This window comes from Pseudoalteromonas sp. NJ631 (assembly GCF_000276645.1).
GTDB lineage: Bacteria > Pseudomonadota > Gammaproteobacteria > Enterobacterales > Alteromonadaceae > Pseudoalteromonas > Pseudoalteromonas piscicida.
The window spans coordinates 32,969-59,189 of sequence record NZ_AKXJ01000006.1 but is presented as its reverse complement, the minus strand read 5'-3'; the positions used below and the strand labels follow the sequence as shown (position 1 = coordinate 59,189).

Annotated in this window: 17 protein-coding genes; 7 read left to right on the top strand and 10 right to left on the bottom strand. The window is 43.5% G+C overall.

Translation table 11 applies throughout. The features are described from left to right. Nucleotides 1-8 precede the first annotated feature (8 nt). From pgsB to A587_RS25360, 8 genes are read right to left on the bottom strand one after another with little or no spacing between them, the layout of a single operon-like run. Entirely contained in the window at nucleotides 9-4,076 is a 4,068-nt protein-coding gene (gene pgsB / locus A587_RS0112075) for a poly-gamma-glutamate synthase PgsB (protein WP_017217809.1), read from the bottom strand. Next, on the bottom strand, nucleotides 4,066-8,289 hold the full coding sequence (locus tag A587_RS0112070) for a hypothetical protein (protein ID WP_017217808.1): 4,224 nt from the start codon (nucleotides 8,287-8,289) through the stop codon (nucleotides 4,066-4,068). The genes pgsB and A587_RS0112070 overlap by 11 nt, the downstream gene beginning before the upstream one ends. After that, nucleotides 8,268-9,020 (bottom strand): hypothetical protein, encoded by a 753-nt coding sequence (locus tag A587_RS0112065; protein WP_017217807.1) that lies wholly within the window; start codon nucleotides 9,018-9,020, stop codon nucleotides 8,268-8,270. The genes A587_RS0112070 and A587_RS0112065 overlap by 22 nt, the downstream gene beginning before the upstream one ends. Beyond that, nucleotides 9,007-11,259, bottom strand: coding sequence for a hypothetical protein (locus tag A587_RS0112060; RefSeq protein WP_017217806.1), 2,253 nt, complete (start codon nucleotides 11,257-11,259; stop codon nucleotides 9,007-9,009). Before A587_RS0112060 ends, A587_RS0112065 begins: the two co-directional genes overlap by 14 nt. Beyond that, the gene (locus A587_RS0112055; RefSeq protein ID WP_017217805.1) at nucleotides 11,246-14,350 is read right to left on the bottom strand and encodes a poly-gamma-glutamate biosynthesis protein PgsC/CapC; all 3,105 of its coding nucleotides are present in this window, start codon (nucleotides 14,348-14,350) and stop codon (nucleotides 11,246-11,248) included. Before A587_RS0112055 ends, A587_RS0112060 begins: the two co-directional genes overlap by 14 nt. Next, on the bottom strand, nucleotides 14,351-16,324 hold the full coding sequence (locus A587_RS0112050) for a hypothetical protein (RefSeq protein WP_017217804.1): 1,974 nt from the start codon (nucleotides 16,322-16,324) through the stop codon (nucleotides 14,351-14,353). It abuts the gene before it with no gap. A gap of 14 nt (nucleotides 16,325-16,338) precedes the next feature. Beyond that, complete coding sequence (locus tag A587_RS24030; protein WP_269744823.1) at nucleotides 16,339-17,568, bottom strand: CapA family protein; 1,230 nt, start codon at nucleotides 17,566-17,568, stop codon at nucleotides 16,339-16,341. Next, on the bottom strand, nucleotides 17,534-18,577 hold the full coding sequence (locus A587_RS25360) for a CapA family protein (RefSeq protein WP_020477406.1): 1,044 nt from the start codon (nucleotides 18,575-18,577) through the stop codon (nucleotides 17,534-17,536). The genes A587_RS24030 and A587_RS25360 overlap by 35 nt, the downstream gene beginning before the upstream one ends. Nucleotides 18,578-18,867: 290 nt before the next feature. Here A587_RS25360 and tyrR point away from each other — a divergent pair, with 290 nt between their 5' ends. Beyond that, entirely contained in the window at nucleotides 18,868-20,424 is a 1,557-nt protein-coding gene (gene tyrR / locus A587_RS0112035; protein WP_017217802.1) for a transcriptional regulator TyrR, read from the top strand. Between the two features lie 24 nt (nucleotides 20,425-20,448). On the opposite strand, the gene A587_RS0112030 is transcribed toward tyrR, so the two are convergent. Further along, nucleotides 20,449-21,015, bottom strand: coding sequence for a hypothetical protein (locus A587_RS0112030; protein WP_010370769.1), 567 nt, complete (start codon nucleotides 21,013-21,015; stop codon nucleotides 20,449-20,451). A 200-nt stretch (nucleotides 21,016-21,215) separates the two neighbouring features. Here A587_RS0112030 and A587_RS0112025 point away from each other — a divergent pair, with 200 nt between their 5' ends. Then, complete coding sequence (locus tag A587_RS0112025) at nucleotides 21,216-21,749, top strand: acyl-CoA thioesterase (RefSeq protein WP_026000977.1); 534 nt, start codon at nucleotides 21,216-21,218, stop codon at nucleotides 21,747-21,749. 74 nt (nucleotides 21,750-21,823) lie between these two features. Here the strand turns inward: A587_RS0112025 and A587_RS0112020 are convergent, their stop codons facing one another. Then, nucleotides 21,824-22,474, bottom strand: a complete 651-nt coding sequence (locus tag A587_RS0112020; protein WP_010370776.1) for an OmpW/AlkL family protein — start codon at nucleotides 22,472-22,474, stop codon at nucleotides 21,824-21,826. 259 nt (nucleotides 22,475-22,733) lie between these two features. On the opposite strand from A587_RS0112020, the gene dapE reads away from it, so the two are divergent. From dapE to A587_RS0111995, 5 genes are all read left to right on the top strand, one after another. Then, nucleotides 22,734-23,921 (top strand): succinyl-diaminopimelate desuccinylase, encoded by a 1,188-nt coding sequence (gene dapE / locus A587_RS0112015; RefSeq protein ID WP_017217800.1) that lies wholly within the window; start codon nucleotides 22,734-22,736, stop codon nucleotides 23,919-23,921. 105 nt (nucleotides 23,922-24,026) lie between these two features. Further along, complete coding sequence (locus tag A587_RS25020) at nucleotides 24,027-24,200, top strand: hypothetical protein (protein ID WP_017217799.1); 174 nt, start codon at nucleotides 24,027-24,029, stop codon at nucleotides 24,198-24,200. A gap of 318 nt (nucleotides 24,201-24,518) precedes the next feature. Beyond that, nucleotides 24,519-24,965 (top strand): Hsp20 family protein, encoded by a 447-nt coding sequence (locus A587_RS0112005; RefSeq protein ID WP_010607857.1) that lies wholly within the window; start codon nucleotides 24,519-24,521, stop codon nucleotides 24,963-24,965. 113 nt (nucleotides 24,966-25,078) lie between these two features. Continuing rightward, complete coding sequence (locus tag A587_RS0112000) at nucleotides 25,079-25,525, top strand: acyltransferase (RefSeq protein WP_232288060.1); 447 nt, start codon at nucleotides 25,079-25,081, stop codon at nucleotides 25,523-25,525. Between the two features lie 27 nt (nucleotides 25,526-25,552). Continuing rightward, the gene (locus A587_RS0111995; RefSeq protein ID WP_017217797.1) at nucleotides 25,553-26,221 is read left to right on the top strand and encodes a hypothetical protein; all 669 of its coding nucleotides are present in this window, start codon (nucleotides 25,553-25,555) and stop codon (nucleotides 26,219-26,221) included.

Below are 26,221 nucleotides of genomic sequence, written 5' to 3'. Positions count from 1 at the left end.
GCGCCGAGCTATTTTTTGCGGCGCTTACCATTTTGTAACTTCAACCATCCAGGTTTTTGCGAGCGATTTAATTCACTTAAAATAAGGGTTGCCTTTTCTATTGTGATCCTAAAGCCGGCGATATCTTTGTATACCTGAACTGCGATTTTTTTCCTTTTTACCGCCGCGCCGGCATCTAAAAATGACTCGACCAATTTATGCAAAAAGCGTGTTAGCGGCGAGCGAGCCCGAGTATTATGTTTACTTTCTAAGCGTTGCGTTTGTTGCTCTAGTTTGCGCTTTATTTGCGTCAATTCGGCTTGGCTAAATTCGCTTTGAGCATTGGGCAACGTTTCGAACAAGTCGAGCTTGTCAGCTAAGTATTGGCATTCAATCGCGCTGAGCTCCTCTTGTTGTAAAATTCTACTTAAGCCATTTCTAAACTCAGTTTGTGTCACGCTGCGGTGGCTTAGGCGCTCGCAATGCTGATGAAACAACTGCCACTTTTGCCACATGTACACATAGCCCAGTCCCACACCTTTGATATTTTGCATGCCGACGATAATTTGGTGTTCATTTGGCAGTGCTTGTTTGGCAATGATTTGGTTTAAGGCATCAGGCTTGATGTCACTATCATGCACTAACGTACATTTGAGGGCGGCAAGTTGCTCTGCAAGCGCTGCTGTTTGCGAAAGCCTAGTGCTCAGGTCTTCAACTTCCAAAAGCGACTGGGCAATCGTCCACGCCTCAAAACGTTTTAGAGTGGGCTGATATGTTTCGTCTTCATGATTAAGTTGCGATTGCAGCGAGTCGAGACTTGAAAACGCAGACTCAGGCAGCTTGGTTGCCGTAGTATTTAATGATGCGATCAGTGCATCTCGCGATAATGTGAGCCTAAAACGCGTGAGTAAATCGCACAGTGCGTTGTGATCGTTATTGCTGAAAATACTGTGTAAGAGGTTTTCCAGTGCAACCATAAAGTACTTAAAGAAGCCATCGATATTGGTGCCGATCACCACAATGGCATCAAAATGCAGATCATTGGCCAGAATGTTCGCAAATACTTGCGAGCGCGCTACACGGTCGTTACGATTATTAATCAGAGCAACAATTTGCCCCTGCTTTCCCTGTTCGACGATGTTTAAGCGTTTCCAATTTTCTATCGTTGCTAGTCGTTCGTTGGCAGACATGCTGTTGATAAAGCTTTGACTGATTGCACCGATCTTTGCGGTCGTAAATTGCTGGAGCACCCCAACATCGGGAATAACCCTAGAAGCCGTTTCTTTGAACACATAGTCTTTATTGATGCCAATATATTGCGCCATTTTGCAGACTAGGGCGATGTTATCCGGATGCTCAACATAGGGGTATTTTGCGAGAATGTCAGGCGTTATTTGATACCCATCGCCCCAATGAATTTGAATGAGCGACGTGTTTTTTTGCTCCGCCGCCAAGTTGAGCACGGAGGCCATATTCTGCTCGGCGGTGAACACTTGGGTATTGTAGCCCAAAAAGGCAGACATTTCTTTTGCCACATCTAAGCCTGTTGGGCCTAAAATATCTTCATGATCTGGGTAGGCATTAGTAATGGTAGCAAAATTGTCTTTCATCCAGCGAACTAGAATTTTTACATATCTTGGGTTTAAGCCCATACATTCCCACAGGAAAACGTCCGCCTTTACCTGTTTTGCAAAATGTAGCACATCAGCTTGCTCCCAAATACTCGCCTTGTCGAAAGGCCGAAATAGCGGGATCTCATATTGCTCACCAGAAATTTTTGAATAGATAAGCATCGCTTCACAGCCGGTAGTTTTACTCACTACCCTCAGTGCTAAACTACTGAATAAAGCCGACTTAAGTCTCTCGGTTCCCGATTTTCCTCGTGTTCCCCAGCCGCCAATGGACACCGGAATGTGTTTGCGATTTTGCTTTATTCTTTTACTGACATAAATATGCCGAGTCCAAAAGTAGCTAATAAATGCAAGCACAAAGAAAACCAGCTGCGAAATACTATTTTGATAAATGGCATCGACGTATTCTTTAAAACTGCTCCACATGGTGAGTAGCGCTGAGGTGACACCAGAGCGAGTATAAAGTTGCTGAATGTCTTTCGCGACTGGAAAGGGCGTTTTTGCGATGTCGCCATAGGCGTTAAAGCGTAGCGAAAACCCCAGCGTGTTAAGTGCATCCAAATACTTACCTTGCTCAAGCTCGTTGCCTTTTCTTAAGCGGTCTAGCTCTGCAAACTGCCATGTTATGGTCCAGTACGCCTTAAGGCGTTGCCACAAAGTCGATGGTGGAGTAACGGCTAAAATACCATCCGGCGTATAGGTTTTGGCATCTTCTTTACTGTGGTCATTGGTCAGTACACTTAGCAAAAAGTCGAGTAATGGTAGATGTGGTCGACTCGTTTGTTCAGCGATATTAAAGAGCAATTCCCCCGGCACTTTTGTTTCGCTAATTTCCGCGGTAGTGCAGCTAGGGACGTGGATCGATACGCTGGGCTTTTTCGCTTTGGTATGAGAATAGCTTTGACGTTTATCGGTACTTGGTTGTCTTATTTCGTGTATTACTCGCCATAATCTTCTTGCTTGACGATAGCCTTGTTGGATACGCCAGCCAGCTTTTGTTTTTGAGGCATTAAGACTTTGACCGCGCTGTGCGATATAAGAAAGTGAGCGGCCCAGTTCATCACGAGACCAAGTTGCCAGTGCGTCACTTTGTTCGTTGGCTTCAAGGGAAGCATTGAGCTGCGCGATGATGGCTTGATGATAGAAGCTACCTAGCTGCTCTCTGGCTCTGGTGATATAACGGCAAACGGCGATGTTTGTTTCGTTCGATAAACAGTCATTCAAGGTGTCAACAAACCGTTTGAAGCAGAGATCGGCTTGATTTGATTCAAGTTGCATATTCAACATAATACGCGCGCTTTGCTCAAGCGCTAAGCGCTTGAGTTGCATGCTAAAATTGCCAGTTAGTACGCGTTGCCACAGTAAAAATGCAAAGTCGTGTTGGCAAAAGCGGTCTGCGGATAACTGTTTTATCAAGGTGAAAAGTACGGCACTCTCATTCTCTTGCTCAAACCGCTTGGCGATTAACTCTTGTGCAAACGGTGTGGGATAAAACTCGACAAACTCTAGCGTAACCTGGCGCACTCTGGGTAAGGTGTGCTCGCTGAGTGCACAAAGCATATTGAGATCTTTTTCTGTAAGCTTTGGCTGACTGACAATAATTTTTGGGAAGATACTCAAAATATAGAGTACTTCGGCATCAACTTGCTGACTATTTTCAATGTCGTTCGCTTCTTCAAGCAAGGCCCACATATAGGCACGAATGAAGGTGGGGCGTTGATGTATTAAGATCTCTAAAATATCGACGGTTGCCTGATAGGGCATATTGTCAGACTCAAGCAGCTCAATAAGTTTGGCGATAAGCTCTGCGTCTAATTCTGAGTCGACCTCATAGTTGTTTAAGGTTGCGACCATATTCACCAGTGCGCGGATCAAGCCATGACGAATATGTTGATTTTGGCTATGAGCAAGTAAATTTAAGCAAAATGGCTGTAAATCCAAGCGTTGCCAGGCATTTTCTAGGGTATTGTGGTGAGCACGTAAATATCGATTCGTAAGCGCCCCTAGTTTGGCGATTAAAAATTTAACCTGTTGTTCAATAGCGGCAACTTGATGTTGGTATCGAGCAACTACAGCGCCTTCGTCAAACCATCGTGAAAAAGCTTTTTTATCTTGTTCTAACGCGGCTTTAGTGGTGCCAAGCTCTTGAGCATAAGCAATAATATGAAGCTCTTTTTCGCTGGCGAATTCAGACTTAGCGATACGCTGTACAAATCCGGTGTGGGATACCTCTAGCAGCAAGATTTGCTCATGTAGGGTCTCAATTTTATGGCGCAAAAAGGCGATAGATTGAAGTACCAGCCAGTCGGTTTCATCCTCGTTTTCAGGGCGATTGTAAATGAGTTCCCATGCGCACAATTCGTCTATTAACGCACTGTATTTATGTTGATACAAGTTCAGCCAAAACTTTTCAGTTTCGGCAAAAAATAGGGCTTCTAATTGACTCTTTAAGGCTTCAACGCTCATGTAAATCTTGCTCTAATAAATGACTTAGCTGTAACGATTCAAAAATAATTTCGTCGTGCGCATAGGGGGCAAAAGCGGTTTGCTGTAAGTTGCCTAAGCGTACTTGTAGCCCAATCTGATGGGTATTGTTAAACCAATCTTGAGTCCAAGTTACGCCTAACCAACCTGCGGTGTTATGGCTAAAGTCAAAGCCCGTTTGCCAACCCAATTGAGTTAAGTATTGCCATGTTGGATTGGGGCGGTTCTGATCGGCAAATACATAGCTTGATGTTAATCCGGCGTGGAAAATATGGCCTTGATAAAATTGATACCAATCAAATGAAAACAGTGCATTGTCGAGCGTTTGCCAATCTTGATTTGATGTCAGTGTAACGCCGGAGCTGAAGTAACTATCAACCCAAGGCTGATAGCGCAGCCCAGCATGCGCTTGCCAACCGTGCTTGTGATTATTACGGTAAAAGGTGTACATATCAGGGCCAATTTGCTCGTCTGCAATAAATTCGTCCTTGCTGATACTGGTGTAAGTGTAAAAAGGCTGCCACCACCAAATGCTTCTAAAACCGCTGTTATAACGGTGAATTTGGCCAAACTTTGCCGAAATACTAGAGCTTAAATGGGTTTCACTGATTGCCGTTGCATCCTGCCAGCGATTACGCATTCTTGCTTCTGCAAACCAGTTCGACTGCTGCGAGAGCCAATCATATTGACCATTAATAGAGAAGGTGTCTTGGTAATGATTATCCATCGTGTAGAAGGTATCGATGCGGTACCAGTTATTCTCATCCTTCATTCTCAATGATACACCTAAATCGAGTGTGGTACGGCTGGGGTTAGGCTCCGTTGTCTGCACAATGTCGTCGCTATCAATATTCAAAAAGCCTTCGACGCCAGTGCGACTTTCATCAGTTTCAATACGAGCTTGCTGAAATACTTGCTCAGCACTTGTTGGTGTTAACTGTTGCTTGGCTTTTAAGAACATTGGCACTTCAGGTACTAGATTAACGCGGTGCAATGTTGGACTTAACGTCCAGATAGACATGCGTGCTAACGTTGGTTGTTGCTGGCCGCTTAGTGAGACTTGTCCTGCTGGGTGAAAATAGGTGGCTTCATTTCTAATACCATCGGCAAAGGTTTCAATTTTTATCAGGCTATCTCGAGTTAATTTCGCCGTGATTGGGGTTGTTTCATCAGAGCGATAAAAAATCTGCCTCGTATCCAATGGGATATCATGCCATTGACCTTGGTTGAAGTATTGCGGACGTACGCTCACGCTTTGCCCCGATAGAGGGTTGAGCCAACGTAATTGCAATAGTCCTTGTCGCGTCTCGATTTGTCTAATGCCGTAATAGAGCGGTTGCATTGGCTGCAGCGAGATCACATCACCTTGATTTGGCCCTACTAGTTCTACATTAGCAGGCGGTGCAACAATTTGCTTGGCGGAAGAGTAGGCAAACTTTATTCTTACTTGCACTTGTTGATACTCAGAAAAATCAATAGTCAGTATTTCGTTTGCTCTGAGCGGCAGGCCTGACGGTTGATTTTCTGTGAGGTGTGCGGTGATCTGGTCACCAACGCTTTGTGCCGCAAGCGTATCAACTTTTACCTTTTGCGTGCCAACATAGCTAGTGTATTGTTCCGCGGCGAGCCATTGACCATAGCGCATCAAGCGAGCATATAAATCGGTTAAAACGGCATCACCCGATAAACTTGGGTGCAGACGTTGAAGGACCCTGTTGTAGCTTTCGTTAGACAATGTTTGCTGACTCAATTGATACAAGGCATTTATCGCGATTTCTTTAGCGCTGAGCTCATCTGCTATGCGCGCATCAGCGCGACTAACCAAGTGTGCAGACTTATCTACAAAAGCCGGAGTATTCGCGGTGTCTGGTTGCACCCGGATCTCTACAAACAAATCATTACTACTGAAAAGCGTGAGACTTTCATTTGCGGCTAATTGGATATATTGCTGTGATGCAACAGATAACCGAGTCGCTTGTGGTTGCAATTGTAAGTTTGCTGCAATATCACTAAATATGGGTAAAAGCCGGGTTTTGGTGTTGTGTTCATACAGTAACCATTGGGTATTTTTGTATTCTTGTCCTTGGTAGGCTGCACGTGCACTTAGCTTGACCGTCAAAGGTGTTTTAGCAACCAGCTTGATTGGTTTATCTGAACTTAGCGGATAGTGCTCAGTTTGATCATCCAGTGACTCCACGACTTGTAAACCATAGTGACTGAGGCTGTATTGTGGTTCGGTAAGTTCATTTGTTTGAATTGCCGCGATTTGTTCGGCCTGTTTTGGTGTTAATGCCATTTGCTGGCTTGTCCACCGCACTTCTTGCTGAAGCCCGGAGTCAAGTAGATATGTCAACAGGATATCGTTGCATTGATATTGCGTGATATCGGTTTCGTGGGCAGCGCACAATAGGCTAGCTTGGATATATTCATTCCTTGCTAAATATCTCGAGAGTAGCTCATTGGCAGCGTATTCTCTTAAAGATTGAGCGGTGCTTTTAAGCAGTGATTTTAATAACACCTCGGCGTTTCCACTGCGTTCTAGCTGAGTCAAAATAGCTATATTAAGTTGCCAAGCCATTAACGTAACTTGCTCACTATGACCACTCAAATACGGCTTTAGTTTAGCAAGCGCCATGAGTGGTTTAGTCTTTGCTGTCATTTGCAGCTCCGCAAGCACTTTAGTGGCGGTAAACTGGTCGTGGCTGTCTGTCTTAACGCTTATTTCCGGCGCACTCAGCCCACTCAGTGATAAATGATAAGTGTCCGCTCGATTTTGTTTGCTTCTTGCCAACAGACCTTGAACGAGTGGCCCTTGGCCTAGCGTTTCTTGCGTCATGGTCAAGAAGTCGGGAAATGGTTGTAAGCGGTTGACTGCTACAGCGATATCAAGCGATTGCTTAGCCCCTTCAATCATCACAACTTTGGATGCTGGATTTATGTGTAGGGTAAGTCTTTGAAAATGACTGCTAGGCGCAATAAGCAGCGTATGTCGGCCATGCTCGCTGGTGATGGTTAAGCGCGCTTGCGTTCTTGCTCGAACATACAAGGTAATTGCATTATCCATTCTCAGTATGTTCTCAAGACGATAGTTAAGTGGCTGAGACGAGGTAATGTAATTGACTCGCTGAGCGCTCGAGGTGAGCAGCACTTGCCCAGCGGCGCTGCGGCTGCCCAGTGTTACTCCACTTATCGCAACATGATGAGTGAGCGGTTGAGGGGAGCTTGGCGTTAAAAAGTACAGTGTAGAGGCAATATCGTTAAGCATTTGCTTACGTTTGACCGCCAATGCTGTATCAGTAGCGCTAAAAGTGAGTGGAGAAGTATCACCATTCATGTAAAGGGCGCTAAGCTGCTCGTTCAGCTGTTTATTCCAATACGGATTAAATAACGACTCTTGCTGCTTTATTCCTGCATTGTCGTCGTAAATACCACGGTGCATTTGTAGTAAGTTAAGGTAGGTAGGCACCGATGTTGTGATAGTGAGATAACTACCTTGCGGGACGGTAATATAATCTTGGTTAGATAAGCCGACTTTAGGCTCAAGGTACTCATCCGCTTGGATATCTGATATTGCAATGGTGCTGATAACCTCACCGTTAACTTTAATTGTAGCAGTACCATTTTGCGCGATCGCGTGCAGATCTTTTCGAACCTCTAGTTTGAGCTTTTTGGCGTGCTCAAAGAATACGCTTGTCACTTGTGTAGGTTGTAGGTGAAACCAGCGCTCTGTATCTTGCGCTAATTGCAGTATTTGGTCGTCAAGTCCTGGCAGTCTGAGTGCTCTTCGATACGGATCTCTGTGGCTGTGCATACTGCCTTGCCAAAGCGCGAGAGATTGAGCGTTATCACCTGTGTAAGCAACCTGAATTAACCGGTTTTGTGCTGTTGCACTCAGTTGGCAGCGGGATTGAATACATAACCAATCGGACGTTGGAATGGCACGTCGTAGCTTTGGAGTTTCCCCTGCAAAAAATTCGAATGTATCGAGGGCACTTGGTGTTGTGACTAACCATGCGTGACTTGGCAAAAACAGCCAGGCTTTTTGCTGCGGTGCAAAGTGCTTGTTAGCATTGGCTTGAGTAAATTGCATACGTGACAGATCAACCCATTGGGCAGCCGTTTGTATCCCTACCTCATTGGCTCGGGATATTGTTGCAAACAGCAGTAGTGTCATTATAAAAGTGATTGCACGCATTTAGTAAACTGCTCTAGTTGTTGATTGTTATTAATTAATTGCTTTCTTGTTTGATAGCTTAGCTCAATATGGATAAAGCTATATTCAGGGAGCGCAAGCTGATGCATGATATTTTGCGTCCCGCCAAGTTCTTGGACTTCTTGAGGGTAAATCAGCGCCCGATAACCTTGCTTAACAAGACAAGACTTCAACTTCCATAGTGTGTCGTCATTTGTTTTGCCTTGGCTCAAAATTATTTCGCTTAGTTTACCGGCGTCGGTTTTTCGCTTTTTCTGACTAAACCCATGTATTTGGAATACTTTTGCTGTTGGGTGTAAAGATGTAAAACTTACAATTGCTGAAGTATGAATATTGTGAGGTTGCTTGGCGTAATCATAGGTTTTACCTGTGTCGTTGTTATCGTATCTGTGTTTTGTGTTGTTCAGTAACACTTGGCAACTGTGCTGGAAAATGTGCTCACCAATGGTCTGCGTATGTTTATCATGAAAGCGATGTGGAACAGACACCACGCAAGGCCGATGCTTTGGTGCATATGTGACTTCGCCATGCGCTTCACTTTGAGGTTTTGGCGTCAATGTAAATTGCTCTGCGTGGTGCGTAAATTGCCAGCCATCGAGCGCTACAGGTTGCTTAAACCAGTGCGCCATTTTGCTGCTATCGGGAGCCGCCGCGTTAACATTCAATGATAAGCACAATGCAATGTAAAGTGCGCAGCGACTAAGGCGTTTCATCTTGCCACCAGTTTAATGTTGCATCAGGCTGTTCATGTTCCTCTAATACACTTATCCAAACATCATGTGAAAAGCGAAGCGTCATGGTTTTAGGCGATGTTAAGTCTTGAAACAGCGGCAAAGTAATACTTGGGTACTCGTACAGCTTTGCGTGATTAGGGTTAAAAAACATCCTCGTTTGTGCAGGGTTTAGATGTAATACAAAGTGTTTAGCTAAAATCGTGTATTCATCGCTTGGGGTGATTACTTTAGTGCTATCCAGAGCGGTTGCTACCGTGATTTCAGCGTGAGGGTCGGCACTAAACACTTTGATGACCAAAGCGTTAGGTTGCAAGTCACTTTCACTAACAGCAACGGTAAGTGGCGTTGCTTTCGCCACTTTGTACAGGCGGATCTTCCGCACGGTTCTGGGGATCCCTTGATTGATGAAAAGTGCTTGGGTATTAGCTAACTCCTCTATTTTTAAACTGTTTAGTGGAACTTCAAATAATGTAGGTTTATGCTGTTGCTTCACAATCACACTGCTTGGGTAGCTTGTTGCTTTACCGAGCTTAAAGAGAGTAGATTTGGCTACCTGACGATATTCAAACTCCATTTGCGGTACTGAGTTATCAAAGTAAGCTTGCTCAATGGGCACCAACGCGATATCTGATACAGCTAAAAGCTGATCTAAGTCTTTGGAGCGGTATTGAGGCAGCAACTCAGGTACTTCTGGTGGTGCTTCAAATAAGCGAACCGATGCTGTCTGCTTTTGCGTATGAAAGAGGTAATGGTTGTCGGCCTTTTGGCTAAACCATGCGCCAATCCCTTGATAAATTGGACTTTCAGGGTCGCACACGGGGTCACAACGATGACTCAGGTAATTAAATGTTGGACTGCGGGCTTGCAGCTTCACCATCGCGTCTTCGGCTTCAATTTTGATTTGATTAACGTTATCTGGTATTGCCAAATAACGCTTCTCTGCGGTTGGTAAGGTTTGTCGCTCCGTGGTTTCAGTTATCAGTCTATCAAACAAAGCTTGCTCCGCCGTTGCGGTAAAAACATAGTCCTTGATCCGTTCATTATTGCTATAGAGGCTCACAGAGAGAGTGCTGCCAATGGGCGCGCGCCACTCTATAGCGATATCGCTTTTAGGAGAGACTTGATAGTAAGCCGGCGTTTGCGCGTTGAGCATATAATAGTAACTATGTAGCGGAACTATAGGGTCGACGCCATTGCTAAATACCCGAATGCTGGTGGGGGTGCTTGCGCTAATGGTAACAAGGCCTGCTGGTAATTTGCTCAGTTTTGCTTGGGTATCGGATAGCACCTCAGGCGTTAGTGGCTTTGGCGCGTCGAGTTGGCGTAAATCGTGCCAAACAAAAGTAAGATTTGCATTCTCGGGATGGCTTAATAAATATTCCGTGTGTTCATAGACGCGAAAACTTGCGCTTAGCTGCTCAGAAATAAACAAACTATCTAAGTCTAGCTGGGTCGAAAAATCATGATTAAGCACATTGTAGGGCAGTGACTCGTATAACAAGTCAGCACGAAAGTCGATGTTAGGCACGCCCTGTGGCGCTAGCTTTTGCCAATCTAACATGACCGAATTGTATTTTTCTTCGTTGGTTAAAGCGTTTTCACCTATGGTGTGATAATTCGTCATGCGTTCACGCCACTCAGTTGGCCTTTTCAGCCATGCTTTAGCAGGGTCGATAATACTATTACTGGTTTGAGCATGGACGCGTACTACCACACCTTTAAGCTGAGCATTTTCTGGTATCAACTTTAACGTGATGGTTGCAGCCTGTTGTAACTCTTCACGATTTAAATAAAAGGATTGTCCAGACGCCACGGCCAACGCTTCACGGTTTTCAATGATCTGTTTGACCTGTTGCTGAAAGTCGTTCGAGGCAGCTTTAGCTGCATGGTGATAAGTACCGTGATAAATAATCGCCCCTTTTGCATCAAGTAACTGATATTCAATAGCATAGTTGACAGGCTGATCATCCAGCGGCTGAGATTCGAATATCCCATTAGACAACACCCGAACAGACATGGTCCGAGACGGAGAAAAGGAAAACTTCAGTGCACTGTCGGTTTTTAGCCAATGAACATTGGAGCGAATATTAAACAGGGTCGAGGTATTTGAAGGCTCTGCCGATTTTACCCACACAAATAAAGTGACGGCGAACCAAACAAAAAGTAGCAGCAAAGCCGTAAAAATAGCAAATCGTAATATCTGCTTAATCCAGTACATAACGCCCCTCATGAACCGCTTTTGCATAAGTGGCTAAATCAATAACGCGATTTCTTCTTGGAAAGTATAGCGCGAGCAGTGCGTTATCTCGGGTAAACATTAATCCCAGCTCACCATTTCTATGCGTGCTGAAGGCGCTTATTTTACATTGGCTTTCAAATTGACAAAGTGCTTGGAGCATTGGTAAATGTTGGGTGGTGGCATAACGGCCAGTGGCGACGTTAAGCGCGTCAATTAATTGTGCACTAGCTTCATGCCAATCATCTGGAGAGAGGGTTAGCAAGTCGATCACTTTGAGTTTAGGTGTGTGCGCAACGGCTAAAAGGCGTTGCAATAAAGCATCGTTGGTAATGGCAAAGTGCGATTTAAAATCTGATGCCAACCACAGTGCCGCTAGCTCACTTTTTGGCGCGAACAGCTGATATCCTGACTGCGGTGTGGTACCTAGCTCTAAGCCTCTTGTTGCTTGTTGTCCTAATACGGTTTGAGTATTAACACCAAGATCAGCTAGCACCCTTTGTAGTGTAGCAATGGTGTCATTATGAATAGGATTAGGCGTTGTAAATTGGTACGCAAGCGCTGAAGGTCTGATGCTTGCAGGCGCGCTATGACTGCGGATCTGTAAATTAAGTAAGGGGTTATCATAAAAGTAGCGCTGTGCACTTTGATACACCACATTAAATAATGACCGCACGTTGTCGGCTGCCATTACATTTGCATCGATGCTGGTATACGGATGAGCACCAGCGATTGCCAATAACTTTGCATGGGTGGCCGTAAACAACTGACCAGAGAACTCCAAGGTGTTACTTTCAAAGAGTGGTCTAGGCACCGCAATAGTGAGGGATGGTTTAGCCAGCAAGGCAATAAAGTACACCCCTTGACCCAAATCATAGGCAGATTTGGTATCTAAAGGAGAAATTGCAACGAATTGCCCTTGGTTATTTTCAACTAAAGTTAATTGGTACTGTAATAGGTTTGCTACGCGATTTATCTGACTCAGCCTCACCTCAAGCGTTTCCGGCGTTGTTACTATCTCAAGGTTTTGGGTGATGGCAAATAGCGGCCTTAACACTTCATATTCCCACAGGGCAGCACTGGTATCGCTCAGTGCACTAAATGCACCGCTGCCTTTGGCGCTAATGTGACTAGAAAATGCTTCAATAAGTGCCTGAATGCTCTCATCGCTTGTGCTTATCTTATCTATGTCTTTGTCGATACGTTGCAGGCCATATGCGCTTAGCAACGACGAATAGCTATCCGAGCTTAAATACGCCTCAATCATCTGGCCATAGAACTGGCTGTAAGGTAAAGGTGCATTTGCCGCGAGACCAAAGTGTGCATCGTTGATGTTAAACAAGGTAGCAAGTTCAGATTGTTGCACTGAGCTTGGGACACTGTTAAATATCCACATCTGTGCGTCTTCTTTTAAACTGTTTTGGTGCATCAATTGGCTTACTTGCCGATTAATCTCTCTAAGTTGGACGACCTCTGGAATATCCATCGCCATAAAAAAGTCACTGTAGAACTCGCTTTGTTTGCCGTTCTTATCGCCATTATGGTTAGGTCGCGCATTGCCAAATGCCATAGCCTGACTTTGCCAATAGGAAAACAATATCCCACCAGCCTCACTGGCAAGGCGCTCAGCGGTAGGGTAGGGGATGCTGATTATATGGCCTTTTTGAGCAGCTAAATTAATGATAAACAGGCCGCGCTTGTGATCTTGTTGATTGTCTTTTATTACTAAAAATTGTGTTGTACGTTGCAAAGAAAAGTTGGCTTGACGCAGTAAGGTGGCGGCCTCGGCATAGTGCGATTCACTATCCTGCTTAAGCAACCTAATTGCTTGCTTAAAGTGGCTACGTTGCTGCTCGGTCACATATTGGCTGACATTAACGTTAGCCGCATTTTGAGTATACAGCTGGCTCTTGTAATTACTGATCACTTGGCTGAGTGTTAAATCGCTAGCTGATTCATTTATCGCTAATGTATTACTTTGTACAAATAGGCTAGGAATAATCATAATCGCAAAACCAATGCAGATGGCGATAAAGCCACCAACAATTGAGGTTTGAAAAGTTGCACGGATCACAAGGCCTAACGCATTTTTTTGGTAAATTTTAAGGGCAAGTAAGGTCGATAGCATGTAGCCAAAAGCAAAGGTATCGGTCACTTTTAAGGTTGGGAAGTAACCGACGACGACGTAGTTTAAAATCAGTTTGTAGACAAAGCCAATATTAAAAAACAGCAGCATGAGTCGTGCGCCTTCGATATTGGCGTGTTTTAAACGAGTAAAGTTTAAGACTACATATCCAAAGACTAAAATAATTGCTGTTTCTACGAATGATGTGAGCAGCTTAGTGGGTTGCATCAGTTGCAGAGCTAGCAGCGCAGGCAGCATAATGCCATTAAATTCCCAGCCGTACTTTAAATTAGCCCTTGATGCGATAAAAGCGGTGATCACCAAGATAATATAAGCTTTAGGGGCTGCAATAATGGAGGCTGCAACAGCTTCGTACATGACGGCAAGATTGGCAATGCTAAAGTTGGTAAACGTCATCAATCCAAAACGAATGATGATATAGGTAACAACCAACTGAATAGCGGTGACTTTTATGCCATATTTAAAGCCGCCATTCCACATTACATTGGCGGTCAATGCAATGATAATCAGCCCGAGGCTATACAGCTGTGCGGCGTAATCAAAAGTGATGTCCCATTGTGTTAAGTACGCAGCGACCAGCGGCCAAAACAGCACATCCATGGTAACTCGAACAATAATGCTTAACAAAACGATGGCAAAAAATCGGTCACGGCCAAACATTTCTGCATAGCCCATTCGCTCAACAAGTGTTTTGGCAAAAAACCGCATTAAGCCATAAACAACAATGGCCTCAACAATGATCACCCAAGCCGATGTTGGGCTCACGATAAATAAAGGGACTAGGTAACCTGGAACCACTAAACCAGTTAACGGGAAGCCAAACCTAAGATTGAAAAATGCGACAACCGCGATGCCTATCCAAACACACGTGATAACAGACTGCCCAAGTCCGCCCGCACTTGGGAATAGCATTAGCGTCCAGTCCATCTATTCGTCATCCCACTCTTCAGACAAAAGTTGCTCGTTAACCGCAAGCTGCTCTGACAAGTGTGTTAAAAAGGCTTCTTTATCATCTAGCTGAGATAACTGCTCGCCAAGGTCGATAAATTCAAACAACACCCCACTGGTTTCAAATGGTGTGCTGGCGTTAAGGCTGGTTGATTGTTTGAGTAAGGCGCGAATGCTCAGTAAATAAGTTCGATTGTCTAAATATACGGGTAATACGATTTTGCCACGTTTTAGGGTTAAATAGCGCAGCTTTCCTTTAGCTTGTTCACTATCCATCTCGGTACAGCGACAAAGTAAGTCTAAGGCGGACATGTCGAAAATAGACAGCTTATGCTCTCTCGCAAAGCGTTCAAGAGATTCATTTACCTGCACAATTTGGCCAAATAAGTTATATAAAATACTGGCACTGTGAAGCTGGTTGAAGACATGCTCCAATGAGGTGAGTTTTTGATCCATCTCATTAATTGCATTTTTGATTTTATGACTTAACGGTTCCTTTAGAGAAAAAGTCAGCGCCCGAGTCAGTGTGCTTTTGAGGTTTTTTTGCTCAGCAGAAAACACTTTATAGTGGAATAATAATTCACCAATTTGATGCGCAAAGAGATTTACATTTTTAATAAATGCTTGCTCATCAAAGTTATCTTGAGGAGTGACGGTTAGCGCCCAAAAACCCCGAACATCTCCTGCGTACATCAAGGGTGCGATATACTGCTGCTCATCTTCCGCGAGATGTTGGAAGAAAGGGCGGGTAATTTTGATAGCACCAAAAGCTTTGATTGCATCTGAATAAGGTACTCGCTCGTAATCTCGTCGCATCTCTAAGATATCACTGAGCTGACAGTGCATCGCGCGTATTTCAGTTACTCTGTGGTCACCCTCTAAGCGAGTGAGAAAGATACTTCTTCTCAGATTAAGCTGCTGATTAACCAGTTGGATTATTGCATCCCAAGGTTCATTATGCTCAAGAAAGTGCCGTGGTAGATATCGACCCATCATACGTTGCTGGATCAGGGCGATGAGAGACTTTAAGTTTTCTTCTTCTGACCATTTCAAAGAGATAAACACCCAAAGTAGCGTCAGCCATATCAAAGATAGCAGCTCACCAAGCGGCAATAACACGGAGTACCAATGATGCGCAGCAAGGCCACTTATGATCAGTAATATGCTGGTGGATACCGCAATGATGACATTGGTCTTGGTCGCATTTCTTTGGTACCACACTAAGAAAAATATTGATGCTAGTACCATGAGTGCGACTATCGTCACTTTATTTAAAGGCTGAATAAAGCTGTCGGATGCAAAGCTATTGGCGATAAATGCCTGTAGGTAAACAGGCGGAAGTTCTTGCGCACCAAAATAAGCATTACTATTCAAGCGTGAAAACTTTGAATGCTGAGCAACTAAGATGACCTTTTCGCTGAGTTGTGCTGTGAATAGGTCACCATCAAGTACTCTCTGCGCACTGAATTTTGGTAGTGAATAATAAGGCAGCGAGTAGTCTATGATTTTGTTGAGGTATTCACCATGCTGCGGAAATATTTTATCCCACAGTATGTCACACGTGTTTGCTGGTGGTGCAAGGCTGATTGCGCTGCCATACCAATTTTCTGTTTCCAACAGACAAACCGATTGCGTATTGAATGGATAGTAAATCGAGCCATCGTATTGTTGTGGCGAAAGTTCGGTATTTGCAAAGAACACAACGGCTTTTGGTTGATAGTCAGAGAGTATTTTTACCAACTGCTGATGTTGTTGTTGTAAGTTTTCCGCTTCAATCACGACTACTTGCGTTGCTTGTGTGGTGTTGAGCTTAGAAAACCATTGTAACCCGATTAGGTTTACCTGTTTATACAAGCCGGACGCTGAGACGATCAACAAAATAGCGAATAAGCTCATAAATAGCCAAAACTCACGTTGGCGTTTTATAAAGTTTAATTGACTAAAAACCGACATGCTTTTTTACTCTCTTATTGTTGGCTAAAAGTGAGAGTCAGCTCAGTTGTCTTCGCTACTTTTACTTTAATAAATTCTTGGCCATGGATTTGTGCGCTTTGCCACTGACCGTTTTGAAGCTGCACAGGGCGCTGCCACGAGATCATCGCAATATCATCTAAAAATAAGGCACTTTCACCACTACGTGGTGGCGCCATGGAGAGGCCAAACTGGACTCCACGAGCAGGCAGCCCTTCATCACCAAGCACGACGGAATCGTCAGGTAAGGTAATATCTTGTCTAAACGTTTGCCACTCATAGCTCCCCGCTGGCTTTAATTGGGGCGTTGACTCAGAAAAGATAAGGCTATCTTCTGATGTTAAGATACGAATATCAGCCTTAAACTCACCAGCGTTCTCTCCTTTGGCATAACCAAAGAGCGAGAGCTCATGGTAAGCCTGTGCTGTGCTCGGCGCTGGTGTAATAGGCATGGTACGAATTGTGTGTTTGAACGGCACACGCGTTGGTGTTTCGTTAAATTGCGTTCGTTGTAAACAAAGCCCTTGTACGCCACGATATTTGCCGACTAAACACGGCGCGATATCGTCGGCCTCAATTAACCAACGAGAGACTTCCCCTTTTTCGTTATCGCTGTCCCAGTCTTCAAAATCCCCAAAGAACAATAAGTCCCGTCCAAGTACAATCTCTGCTTGAGCATCACTAGCTGTGAGTTTACTAAGGAACTCAGCACTGCTTGAATATTGGCGTAAATCGACAATATGCTCACCGGCTTCTAAGGTAATAACTTGTTGCTCGGTTGCTTTTGCTTGAACCGGTTTATCGAAGGTGACTTCTGCAAATCCCGAGCGCAATGAGATACCGACTTCGGGTGAAGAAAATTCAGCGATACGTTTTAGTAGGGCATTGGCAAGGTCGCCACTTACAAACTTAGGAATATAGTCTTCTAGATAAACGGGATAGGCTTTTAGTGCACTGATTTTAGGTGTGCCTGCAGTTTCTAACTCTACCACAGCTATCAGTCCTAAAAAGGTTTCAAGACGATTTTGCTCAAACACAAAGTTGCCTAGCCCAAGTATGCTTGGTACGCCATTGTATAAGTCAAACCCTTGCGCAACGTGAGGGTGATGGGCAATCATCAAGTTAGCGCCATTTTTGGAAAGTAAATCAAATCGGTTTGAAATATACGCCGTTGGTGCGTATGAATACTCATCACCGCCGTGAAGTTGGTGCGTATAAATCCTCACCCCCGCCGTGAAGCTGAGCCACAACAAAGCGGCCGTTGTTACTGGCTTGCACCACTGTTTCTTTCATACCATTGGTATCTGTTAGATCGGCAGCTCCCCCTTTAGCGTCTGATGCCACATAAGTGACGGTATGTTGATCGCCTGTAATAGAAGTCGCGGAAACAAAGTCTATGGTTGCTTCACCAAGGCTTAGACTATAGGGCTTAAATGCCTCTGCCGCGCTTGTGCCTGCGCCACTGTGTTTGAGTCCGGCTTGCTCGACGTACTTCAAGGTATCGTTCAGTCCAGATGCTCGATAGTCATAAACGTGGTTATTGCCAAGTGCGACATAGTCAATACCCAAATCATTGAGGGCAACTAATGACTCTGGCAGACTAAAAAATGCAAACTCTTTACTTGGATGGACCGTGGTTGGGTTTTTTAGGATTGGAGACTCCAAGTTAACCGAAGCAAAATCGACATGTTTAAATAAAGGGTGCATAAACTGCACCAGCGCTTGGGCATCAGGTCCTGCGCTTTGGGGCTGGATAAGTCCGTCAGGGGTGCTGGGCAATGAATTCCCCATGGTAATGAGGTCAGGGTTGAAATAACGACGCCCAAACATGGTATCACCCGCAAAAAGTAAGGTTTTTAGCGTGCTAGACTTAGCTTTTAGTTCAAGCGTGAGCTGCTGTTCATTGTTATTTTGATTCGCTAAGGTAAAAACTAAGGGTAAATAATCGGGGTGAGATATTTCCGCAACATAAGCACCGTATGTTAGAGCCGACAGGTCAAAGATACCATCGCTATTTGAGGTAAATAACTGATCATTTATCGTGAGACTTGCATTGGCAATGGGCGTCGCTGCTGTGCTTTGCAGCAACACGCTTAAATTGGGCGTCTGGTTATCCCTATCTTGTTGGCTTTTATCTTCATCCTTATCGATTTGTGAAGGACCTGTTTCATTTGGGTCCTCTACTGAGCAGGCCGTAAGCGCAAATAGTAATACTACATTTAAGATTTTTTTCATTGTGGCTAGCCTGCTTTCAAAAAAGATACATTATTTAATTCTTTAGTATTATATCTGTAACTCTTTATGCGTTGCAATCCTTAGAAATGGAATGTAAGTTTCTAAATCAAAAACTTAACAAGTGCTTAAAAATGCCTTAAAAAACAACTTTTTTCAGTTCTTCATTAGTATAGGACAAGAATTTGCGAGGATAGCTAAAATTCTGTTCAATATTCTTTACGTTTTTCTAGTCGGCCAGCTATTCTTAGAGTATGATCTCGTCAATTGTGAAAACCCGCTTTGAGGAACAAATGCGTCTAGAGATACATTGCGCTGACCGTATTGGTATTGCCCAAGAAATTCTCAATATCTTGGTGAGTTACCGTGTCGATTTGAAAGGTATAGAAGTCGATTCAGTAAATTGTCGAATGTACGTGAGCTTTCCACCCATCGAATTTGAACAGTTTCAGAAGATTATGCCTGAGATCCGCTTAATCGATGGTGTTGAAGATGTTCGTACTACAGCGTTTTTACCGTCAGAACGTGAGCATAATGAGCTGAATACCTTGCTCAGTGCATTACCTGATGGTGTAATTTCTATCGACGCTAAAGGCTGGGTACGTCATTGCAATGACGCAGCTTGTCGCGACCTTAACATGGTTGAAAAGGAAGTGATCGGTGCCAACATTAACAACCTTTTGAAAGGGTTTAACTTTACCCGTTGGTTAGAAGGTAAAGAGGTGTTAGGCCAGACAACCCGTGTAGAAGTGGGCGGGGAAGATTTTATTGCAGATATCTTGCCAATTTCGGTGCCCCAAGGGGTCGAAGGCGATGTATTAGCCGGTGCGGTGATTAACATTAAATCGCAGTCGCGATTAGGACAACAAGTCAGTGCGTTTCGTCGTTATGGCCAAGAAAGTTTTGCGACGATTCATAACCACAGCACAGCCATGCGTAGAGTCGTGCGTGAAGCCAGAAAAATGGCACAGCTAGAAGCGCCAATTCTGATCACAGGTGAAACTGGTACGGGTAAGGAGCTATTGGCTAGAGCATGTCATTATGCGTCTAACCGTTCGTTAAAGCCGTTTATTGCGCTTTCTTGTGCTTCGCTGCCAGATGACGTTGCCGAGTCTGAGCTTTTTGGTTATGCAGGCTATGAAGAAAATGCAGCGCCAAAACGTGGTGTATTAGAACAGGCTGATGGTGGCACTGTATTCCTTGACGAAGTGGGTGAAATGTCAACCCAGTTACAAACTAAGTTACTGCGTTTCTTACAAGACGGCACGTTCCGAAAAGTCGGTGACGAGAATGAAGTTAAGGTTAATGTTCGCATCATAGCTGCAACGCAAAAAGACTTGCCTGCCATGGTTCAAGAGGGCGTATTTAGAGAAGACCTTTACTATCGCATTAACGTACTAACGCTTGAAATTTCTCCACTGAGAGATAGAAAAGCAGATATCGGGCCTTTGGCTGAACATTTTGTACAAAAATATGCCCAACAAAATGGTCATCCAGCGCCAACACTTGCTAGAGAATGTATTGAGTTTTTAGAGAGTTATCCTTGGCCTGGTAATGTGAGGCAGCTAGAAAACGCCATTTATCGTGCGGTTTCGTTGCTTGATGATAAAGAACTTCGTACTGAGCATCTAAACTTACCGACCTTTACCCATGACTTAGGTTATTTGGAGTCTGATTTTGAAGGGACGTTGGACCAAGCGGTGAAGCGATTTGAAGCAACCTTGTTGCGCAAGCTTTACCCCGCTTATCCGAGTTCAAGGCAATTGGCTAAACGTTTGGGATTAAGCCACACAGCCGTAGCCAACAAGCTGCGTGAGTATGGGATAAATAGAAAAACAGTCAAAGTATGATCTAAAGGCCACGTAATGTGGCCTTTATGATTTAGTGCCCATGTCTTTTGTCACGCCATCTACCTTAATATTCTTGATGCCATCTTCTTCAAAAGAAACTGTGATACTCACGTTATCTCGCGCAAAGAAGTAATCTATCCCATTTACCGTTAAGACGTAATTACCCTTTACAGAGTCGCTAAACTCTTTTTTCACAAGAGAGATGTGATGATCTGCAATTTGCCACTTGAATTCAGAAATAAAACCTTGATTGAATTCTTGGATCCACACGCGGGTATCGTCTTTACTCAGTGTAATGGCAACTGAGTAAGACTCTGGCAGTTCAGACATGTCATAATGATTTGCACCGATGCGAAACTGTTCAGTCTGTTTGTTCCAAGCAAAACCAAACTCAAACGCTTTCTCTACACCGGTTGGGTAGGTTAGCGCGCCTTCTCCTTTATAGTCAAAGTCTGCGTAACACATACTGGAAAAGGCAAATAAGGTGGAACAGGTAACAAGGGATAATTTTTTCATTGACTTCACTTCAGCTATTTTACTTAATTTGAGGCTCGCGTATGTAACAACCGAACTCATTGTTTTTAAGCTCATTTTATGGGCCTTTCTGGTCATGCTAGAAAGGCGTTCATTTTTTGAAGCTCAGGTTATTAATCTAGTTTACCGACAGCATTACCGCAACCAAGGGTCGAAGTAATGTATCGGTTATAGACGCAAGCGTAGCAAAATAATCACTTTAGAATATGAATTGCTATGCTAGAATCGAAAAATTATTAACTGGTAAGACCATTGTTATGAATTTATATTTTCGTTTACTGCTGCTGTTTTGGAGAATAAGACAGAATAAACAAACAGCAGATTCCATTTTGTCTCCGATAGATATTGAGTACCGCGCCCTGCCAAGCGATTGCGATATCAATATGCACTTGACCAATTCACGATACCTCGCATTTATGGACTTAGCACGCACTTGGATGACAGAGCGAGTTGGGCTATTTGCAGCTGTGATGAAACGCCGCTGGTTTCCAATTGTGAACGCAACGGCGATTACTTATATTCGCGATATCAAGCCGCTGCAAAAATTTACCATTACCACTAAGGTGGTGGGCTGGGATCACAAATACTTTTACATTGAACAGCGCTTTCATTCTAAGCGTGGACTGCACGCGATTGCATATGTGCGTGGGGTATTCAAACGTAAGAGCGGTGTAGTTGCGGTCGAAGAAATGCTAGAAGTGGCTGGGTTTGACGGTGAGGTACCTATTTTATCTCCTGAGATTATGCATTGGAAAGCCATGTTAGAGGCAAAGAAAAACAGTAATCTATAAACTATAAAGGCCACATCAGTGGCCTTGGGGATTGAGAAAGTAACAGTAATTCTGTGTTCTATACGGTTTAGGCATTAGAACTTATATTTCACACCGAACATGGCTACAACAGGGTCTAGCTCTACGTCAGATGTTAGTGCCTTTACGCCGTTAGCGTAAACAGTTGCATCGGTATTAATGTCCATTTTAGAGATCATGCCATGCAGACCCCACTTTTCATTTAAGTCGTAGTTAAAACCAATTTGTAATGCAATACCAAAAGAGCTATCCAAATCAACTTCTACGTCGTTAGTTTTTAGTGTTGCTTTCAGTGCTGCACTTGGCTCTTCATCGAAGAATACTGTGTAGTTCAGACCTGCACCGATAAATGGACGAAACTTAGCGCTTGCATCAAAGAAGTGATACTGTGCAAGTAATGTTGGTGGCAAGTGTTTAATGTCAGCGATTTCAGCCCCTGCTAAACCACCAGCACCGTCAACTGTGTGAGAAAATGGTGTTGCCGCAACCAGTTCAAATACGATGTTATCGCTGTAGTGGTAGTCAAGCGTGATACCTAGCTGAGTATTTGAGTCAGCAACTAGACCAAGAGAGTTATCTTGATCAATTGCAGAAGCCGAATTGTCAGGGTTTACGTTAATAGCACCAACATTAACACTGAAATTTGCGTGTGCGAAGGGAGCAGCAACTAGCAGAGTAGATAAAAGTGCAGCGCTTAAAGTTTTCATTTTCTTCTCCTAACCCTATGTGAGGACATTTTTAAACTGTGAAACAGTGTGTGTTTTCAATGAAGCCATCTTAAAAGGGTTCAAAAAATGAAAAACTGTTCTAGATCAATTTTTAAATTGTAAGATTTCAGAAATTTTTGAAAGTTTGATTTAGATTAAGTTTTCTCGATGTCATTAATTTGCATTAAAACTGCAATGCTGTGGTCAAAGTTACATCTTTAAATAATTGTTAGATTTCACCTACAAATCATTCTTAGTTATGTCACTAGCAACACAGTATCAAAACCTCAGTACTTCATACGCGACAGAGATATTAACGCGTTTGATCCAAGCGCCTTCGGTTACGCCTTGTGATGCAGGCACTATCGCATTCATGTCAGAGCAACTCGCCGCGCTGGGCTTTACTATTGAGCAGTTTGAGGTGCAGGGAGTAAAAAACTTAATTGCAAGTTATCGCTTCTCTCAAGGACCAACTTTTGCTTTTTCTGGTCATGTGGATGTCGTGCCTGCAAATAATAAAGGCTGGATTGTGCCACCATTTAGTGCGCAGATTATTGATGGCGTGATGTATGGACGTGGTGCTGCGGATATGAAAGGTGGCGTTGCGGCAATGCTTGCTGCAACCAAAACATTACTACAGCATCGTGAAAAATTACGAGGAAGCTTTTACTGGTTGCTCACTTCTGATGAGGAAGGTGAGGCGGAGTTTGGTTCTAAATTGATTGCAGAGCGATTAGCTGAAAATGGCATCGAGCTAGACGCTTGTTTGGTTGGTGAACCGACTTCACACCAAGTGGTGGGAGATACGGTTAAAAATGGTCGTCGTGGGGCGATTTCTGGGCGTATTCAGGTTAAAGGAAGAGCGGGGCATGTGGCTTATCCAGAACAAACGATTAATGCTGCTCACATCGCAGGCCAGTTGGTTAGCCAGCTCGCGCTTTTACCTTGGTGGAAAGACGAAGCGGGATCGCAAACTACGCTACAAGTCACTGGGATCACAGTACCAAATATTGTAGATAATTTAGTGCCAGCAGAGTGTGAAATCACCTTTAATATTCGTTACAGCCATGCCTATAAGAGCCAAGAAGTTGTGCACTATATTCAAGAGTCGCTGGCTAAATCCGGTGTCATGTTAGCGATCAGTTGGGAGCGGCCTTGTGAGTCGTTTTATACCGGCGCGAAGCAAGAAAACTGTTTTTTAACGCTGGTAGAACAAGCAATCCAGGAAACAACGGGGCAATATCCGAGTTTAAGTACTGCCGGCGGCACCTCCGATGGTCGCTTCTTTGCGACCGGAAAAACGCAAGTGATCGAATGTGGGGTAAAGAATGATTCAATTCATCAAGTGAATGAACATGTATCCCTCAATGACCTATATAAGATAGAGAAGATATACACACTGATTTTAAATAGAGTTTTCTCAGAGGATAATTATGCTTTGAGTTAGCGCTGTGTGTGGAGTTGATTTCTTTTTTTTGACACTTTAATTTCCTTTTATTGACATTGTTTTTTGTTATCGGTACGGTGTGTATTCACTAAAAAGGAGTTAAATATGAAACCACTACTAAAAAAATCCAATTTGAAAAATCTATCGGATGAAGGAATATTAAAAGCTAAAGAAACTAAAAAAGTTGGTGGCGGTGATAAAAACTGCAAAAAGACTTCAGATATTGAAATTCCACCGATTGTAGACCCAAGAACGAACTACGAAAACTGTCAAGGATAACGATTGAAAGCAAGAAGGCTCAAGTCGTAGCTTCTTGACTACGACTTGCTAATTGAAATGAAGGGGAAGTTGTTATAACTTTCAAAATGTTAAGTACCACTCTTACATGCCGATACCTCTACGGATATTCAATTCCCATATAGCGATATAAAACGCTCAAAGTAAAAAAATACTTGAAAATAAATCTGCTGACCATAAATAGCTTTATGAGGACGCCGATAGGGCCTCATAAATTAAATAACTATTTGTTTTAAAAGTGCTTATTGGTTCTTTTTGAAGAGTGAGCACCTATGTATAGCTTTAAGAGGATACAAAATTATGCGTACAGTAGATTTATCACCATTATATCGTTCATTTATCGGTTTTGATCATTTAGCTTCTATGATGGATGCTGCTGCGAGAACAGATAAACAACCTAGCTATCCACCATACAACATTGAAGCGCTAGGTAAAGACAAGTATCAAATTACCATGGCTGTTGCAGGGTTTACCGAGCAAGAGCTAACGCTGGAATCAGAAAACAATACGTTGACCGTAAAGGGACAAAAGCAAGCGACTGAAGAAGCCAACGAGCGTAAATTTATTCATCAAGGGATCGCCGAACGCGGGTTCGAGCGCAAGTTCCAACTTGGTGATCATGTCAAAGTATTAGGCGCAGACTTAGCGCACGGCTTACTGGTTATTGACCTTGAGCGCGAGATCCCAGAAGCACTGAAGCCAAGAAAAATAGAAATTGGCTCGGGCAACTTGCTTGAAAGCAAGTAATATCAATCTAATTTATTGATTTCCAACTCGCCGCCGTCAGGCGGCTTTTTTTTGCCTAAATACAAAGCATTTGTTATTAGTAAAGTTATGCCTCACTTGGTATCCCTCAGAAAATGAAACTAGGACTAAGACAATACGTAAAAAGACGAAATGGTGTACCACTGGGTCATAGTCAGTCACTAGGAAACATGTTATGGCGCGCTTTCGGCGCTCAGTCTTTCGATGGCTTCTGGGTTTATTGGAATCCTATCTGGAGTTATTACTTGGCGCGTTTCGTATTTCGTCCATGTGCAGCGAAAGTGGGGGAAAAACTTGGCTATTGGTTTACTTTTATCGTGAGCGGCGCATTGCATGACGTCATTGTTGGATTAGTGGTGGGAGAAGCTATTTTTACATTTACCCCATTCTTTGCTGTACTCGGGGTTGTTGCGCTTGGATTTAAAGTGACGGGGTATCGTTATCCGAGTCAGCACTTTCTCATTGCATCTTTGTTTAACGGCTCGATCATTGTATTTAGTTTTTATCTAAGTAGTGTTTTTAGCGAGTTACTTGTAAGGTAGAGGAAAAATATTGCGTAGAGATGAAGAATGGAACTAAAAGATAAGCTGATATTGTTGTTGAAATCAGGTGGGTTATCGTTACTCATCGCTGGTGGATTTTATACTTTGTTGTTTCACATGTCTGCCCAATTTCATCACCAAGTGCAATTTTCTCCCTTTTCGCAAGATACCGGCGTAAACGCGATGCTAATTTATAGCTTTTTGGTTTTGCTATTTAGTGCCATTTTTAGCTATTTCTTTTTGAAAATGCATGCTGCCCGTCATGACATGCATGTCGATGGCTTAGTGCTAAGCATCAAATATACACACTTAGTGCTTTGGGGAGGTGTTGTCAGCATTGCGATTTATATCTTATTAAATATGAATCAACATGTTGTAGTGTTAAAACAAGCCAAAGACAGCCGCACTTCAGCTCAGCAACTTGAAGCGTTGGTTTCTTATCTTCCTGAAAGTGGTGATGTGATAGATCTCGCTGTTGCACAAAACCCCGCGGCAGCACCAAACACGCTAACTTATTTGAGTCTAAAACGAGACTTTGCTACGCACCTTGCACTTGCCATGAATCCAAGTACTCCCAAAAAAGTGCTTGAAGAAATTATTAGCTATTATCACGGAGGACAACAAGATGTAGTCCTCAATGCAGTGATGAAAAACCCTAATGTGGCTAGCGGCAACATTCAGCTTCAGGTACGTTAA